This is a genomic window from Anaeromyxobacter sp. PSR-1 (assembly GCF_000964525.1).
In the GTDB taxonomy this organism is placed as follows: Bacteria; Myxococcota; Myxococcia; order Myxococcales; family Anaeromyxobacteraceae; genus Anaeromyxobacter.
In genome coordinates this window covers 1-4,411 of sequence record NZ_BAZG01000264.1, presented here as the reverse complement: position 1 = coordinate 4,411, position 4,411 = coordinate 1, and the positions used below count along the sequence as shown (strand labels likewise).

Below are 4,411 nucleotides of genomic sequence, written 5' to 3'. Positions count from 1 at the left end.
CCGCTCGCGCCCGCGCGCCGCCGGCCGGCCGTGCGCCCGCGCGTCGGAGCGGCGGGTTACACTGTGGGCGGAATGCCCCCGCCGCCGCTCCTCACCCGCCGCGCGCTGAACCGCGCCACGCTCGCCCGCCAGCTCCTCCTCGCGCGCGAGCGGGCCGGGCCGGTGCGCGCGCTGGAGCGGCTCCTCTGCCTGCAGGCGCAGCTCGCCCGGCCCCCGTTCCTCGCGCTCTGGGCGCGCCTCGACGGGTTCGCGCCCGCGGACCTCTCGCGCGCCGCGCTGGCCCGCGAGGTGGTGCGCGCCCCGTTCCTGCGCGGCACGCTCCACCTGCTCTCCGCCCGCGACCTCCTGCGCCTGCGCGCCGCGGTCGCCCCGTCGCTCGAGCCGGCGCTGCGCGCCGCGGCGGGCCGGAAGCTGGAGACCCTCGACCGGCCGGCGCTGGAGCGGGCGGCGCGCGGCTGGCTGGCGGAGGCGCCGCGCACCTTCGACGCGCTGCGCGCGCGCGTGGCGGAGCGCTTCCCGGGCGCCGACCTGCACGCCGCCTCGCTGGCGGTGCGCTACGGCGTGCCGCTCGTGCAGGTGCCGGAGGCGGCCGCGCCCTGGGGGTGGCCGGGCGCGGCGTCGTTCGCGGACGCGGAGGGCTGGCTGGGAAGGGCCTGCGACCCCGCGGCCGCGCCGCAGGCGCTCCTGCGCCGCGCGCTCGCGGCCGTCGGCCCGGCCAGCGCCGCCGACCTCGCCACGTTCACCGGCCTCGGCGCCGTGCGCGAGGCGCTCGAGGGGCTCGGAGCCGGCCTGCGCACCTTTCGCGACGAGGACGGCCGCGAGCTCGTGGACCTCGCCGAGGCGCCGCGGCCGCCCGAGGACGTGGCCTCGCCGGTGCGGTTCCTGGGGGAGTTCGACGCGCTGCTGCTCGCCCACGCCGACCGGCGCCGCTTCATCGACGACGCGCACCGCCCGCTGGTGGTGACGAACAACGGGCTGGTGCGCGCCTGCTTCCTGGTGGACGGGCGCGTGGCCGGGACCTGGCGCACCGAGCGCGGGCGGCGCGGGACGGCGCTGGTGGTGGAGCCGTTCGCGGCCCTCGACGGCGCCGCGCGGCTGGCGCTGGGCGCCGAGGGCGAGGCGCTGCTGCGCTTCATGGAGCCCGGCGCGCGGGTCCACGACGTGCGCTTCGCCCGGCCCAACGCGGCAGGCCGCCGGTGAGCGCGGCTCCCACGGGGTGCGCCTTACCCTTTCGCCCCGGCCCGCCATGAGGTAGAAACCCGGCCACCGGCAGCCCGTTCTGCCGTCAGGCGTTCCTGGGCTGCGTGCAGCCTTCCGGAGCGCGGGGGCAGGAAGAGGAGGCGCCGCGCCCTTCGCGGCCACCGCCCAGAGGTGTGCACATGAAACTCGTTTCCGGTCTGAAGCCCCTGCGCAAGGGGGAAAAGCTGGCGGTGCTCATGCCTGGCATGGGCGCCGTCGCCACCACCGCCATCGCCGGGGTCCACGCCGTCCGCAAGAAGCTGGCGCAGCCGGTGGGTTCGCTCACCCAGCTCGGCCACTTCCTCGACGACGGCCACAACCACGGCCGCCTCATCAAGGACGTGCTGCCGCTCGCGTCGTTCGACGACCTCGTGTTCGGCGGCTGGGACCCCATCCCGGACGACGTGTACGCGGCCGCGTGTCGCGCCCGGGTGCTGGACCGCGACCACCTCGAGCCGCTCAAGGCGGAGCTCGAGGCCATCAAGCCCATGCCGGCGGTGTTCGACACCGAGTGGGTGCGCCGCCTCGACGGCCCGAACGTCAAGAAGGGCTCGCTGCGCGAGAAGGCCGACGCGCTCCAGGCCGACATCCGCGGCTTCATGGAGAAGCACCGCTGCGCCCGCGGCGTGATGGTGTGGACCGGCTCGACCGAGGTCTACGCCGAGATCGGCCCGGCCCACGCCTCGCTGGAGGCGTTCGAGGCCGCGCTCGACCGGAACGACCCCACCATCGCGCCGTCGATGGTCTACGCCTACGCCGCCCTGAAGACCGGGCTGCCGTTCATGAACGGCGCGCCCAACCTGTCGCAGGACACGCCCGCGCTCCGCGAGCTGGCCGAGCGCGAGGGCGTCGTCACCGGCGGCAAGGACTTCAAGACCGGCCAGACGCTGATGAAGACCACCATCGCCCCCATGCTGCACGCGCGGCTGCTCGGGCTCGACGGCTGGTTCTCCACCAACATCCTCGGCAACCGCGACGGCGAGGTGCTCGACGACGCCGCCAGCTTCAAGACCAAGGAGGTCTCGAAGCTCTCGGTGCTCGACTCGATCCTGTCGCCGAAGCAGCACCCCGAGCTCTACGGGGACATCGACCACAAGGTCACGATCCACTACTACCCGCCGCGCGGCGACAACAAGGAAGGCTGGGACGCGATCGACCTCTACGGGTGGCTCGGCTACCCGATGCAGATCAAGGTCAACTTCCAGTGCCGCGACTCGATCCTGGCGGCGCCGCTCGCGATCGACCTCGCCATCCTCGCCGACCTGGCGCAGCGGGCCGGGGAGAAGGGGCCGCAGGAGTGGCTCTCCTTCTTCTTCAAGAGCCCGGTGACCGCGGCCGGCAACGGCGCGGTGCACGACCTCTTCCAGCAGCAGACCAACCTGTTCGCGAAGCTGCGCAGCTACGCGGACGCGGCCGCGCAGGCCGCCAAGCAGGCCGCGGTCGGCTAGCCGGCGATGCCCACCGGCGCGCGACTCGCGATCCTCGCCCACCTGGCCCTCGGCGCGGCCACCGCCCTCGCCTACGCGGTGGTGCGCCCGCCCGAGCCGGCCCGCTTCACCGGCCGGCGCGGCATCATCGGGATCCTGGGCCGGTGGGCCTACTTCGTGAGCGGGCCGCTGCTGCGCGCCGCGAACGCGGCCGGGCTCTCCGCGAACGGCGTGACCGCCATCGGCACCGCGCTGACGGTGGCCGCCGGCGTCGCGGTCGGGGTGGGGGGCTTCGGGTGGGCCTTCCTGCTGCTGGTCTACGGCTCCTGGTGCGACCTGCTCGACGGCGAGCTGGCCCGCCGGACCGGCACGCAGACGCGGGCGGGCGCGTTCCTCGACTCCAACCTCGATCGCGTCTCCGAGATCGCGATGTTCGCCGGCCTGGCCGCGGCGTTCCCGGACCGCTCCGGGATGCTGTGGGCGGTGGGCGCGCTCTCCGCCTCGATGATGGTCTCGTACACCCGGGCCCGCGGTGAGGGCCTGGGCGTCTCCTGCCCGACGTTCGGCCTGGAGCGACCGCACCGGGTGGTGATGCTCATGGCGGCGCTGCTCGCGGCGTCGTTCGTGCCCGGGCCGGCCGTGCTGCCGCTGCTCGAGACCACCTGTGCGCTGGTGGCGCTGGGCGCGGGCGGCACCGCGCTGGGCCGCCTATGGGTGATCCACCAGATGCTCCGCCACGGCGAAGGAGCGGCCGCGGGCGGGGCCCAGCACGGCGCCCCGGGTGCGCCGCCGGCCGGCACGCCCTAGGGATCCGGCCGTGCGCGTCTGCATCGTCACGCCGTACGACCTGTCCCACGAGGGCGGCGTGAACCGGCACGCGCTCGGGCTGGCGCGCGCGCTGGGCGGCCTCGGCGTGGAGGCGCGGGTGCTGGGCCCGGCGAGCGGCGCGGTGCCGGACGGCTGCGACGGGCTCCGCGGCGTGCTGCCGGTGCCCGCGAACGGCTCGGTGGCGCGCATCGGCCTGCTCGTCTCGGAGCGCGCCACCCGCGCCTACCTCGACGCGCACCGGTTCGACGTCGTCCACGTGCACGAGCCCATCGTGCCCGGGCCGGGGCGCCACGCGCTGCGCCACGCGCGCGGGCCGGTGGTCGCGACCTTCCACGCGAACGCCGAGCGCGAGCCGTGGGTGCAGTCGGTGCTGCGCCGCTTCGCCTCCGCGGGCCTGGCCCGCGTGGACTTCGGCATCGCGGTCTCGCGCCAGGCGAAGCGCTTCGCGCGCCCCATCTTCCGCGGCCGCATCGCGGTCATCCCGAACGGCGTGGAGCGGTGGCGCTTCGGGGCGGAGGCCGAGGCCGCGCCGCGCCCGCCGCACGCGCCGCCGCGCGTCCTGTTCGTCGGGCGCTTCGGCGAGCCGCGCAAGGGCCTCGCGGTGCTGCTCGACGCGGCGGAGCGCCTGCGCGCCCGCGGCCAGGCGGTGGAGGTCGAGGTGGTGGGCGACGGGCCGGCGGAGCGCTGGGCCGGCCGCGGCGCCCGCGCCGGGGTCCGCTTCCTGGGCCGGGTGAGCGACGACGCGCTGGCCCGCGCCTACCGCGACGCCGACGTGTTCTGCGCGCCGTCGCTGGGCGGCGAGAGCTTCGGGATGGTGCTCGCCGAGGCCATGGCGGCGGGCTGCCCGGTGGTGGCGAGCGACATCCCGGTTACGCCGAGGCGGCCCGCGGCGCCGCGCTGCTGGTGCGCGCCGGCGA

General features: G+C 76.3%; 4 protein-coding genes. All 4 read left to right on the top strand.

Annotation, left to right across the window (positions count from 1 at the left end; all coding sequences use genetic code 11):
* The first annotated feature begins 72 nt into the window (after positions 1–72).
* Positions 73–1,200 (top strand): winged helix DNA-binding domain-containing protein, encoded by a 1,128-nt coding sequence (locus tag PSR1_RS21935; RefSeq protein ID WP_059439468.1) that lies wholly within the window; start codon positions 73–75, stop codon positions 1,198–1,200.
* Between the two features lie 179 nt (positions 1,201–1,379).
* The gene (locus PSR1_RS21930) at positions 1,380–2,687 is read left to right on the top strand and encodes an inositol-3-phosphate synthase (RefSeq protein WP_059439467.1); all 1,308 of its coding nucleotides are present in this window, start codon (positions 1,380–1,382) and stop codon (positions 2,685–2,687) included.
* Between the two features lie 6 nt (positions 2,688–2,693).
* Positions 2,694–3,473 (top strand): CDP-alcohol phosphatidyltransferase family protein, encoded by a 780-nt coding sequence (locus PSR1_RS21925; RefSeq protein WP_059439466.1) that lies wholly within the window; start codon positions 2,694–2,696, stop codon positions 3,471–3,473.
* Positions 3,474–3,483: 10 nt separating this feature from the next.
* On the top strand, positions 3,484–4,411 hold a 928-nt coding region (locus tag PSR1_RS21920), incomplete at its 3' end, for a glycosyltransferase family 4 protein (RefSeq protein ID WP_237758196.1).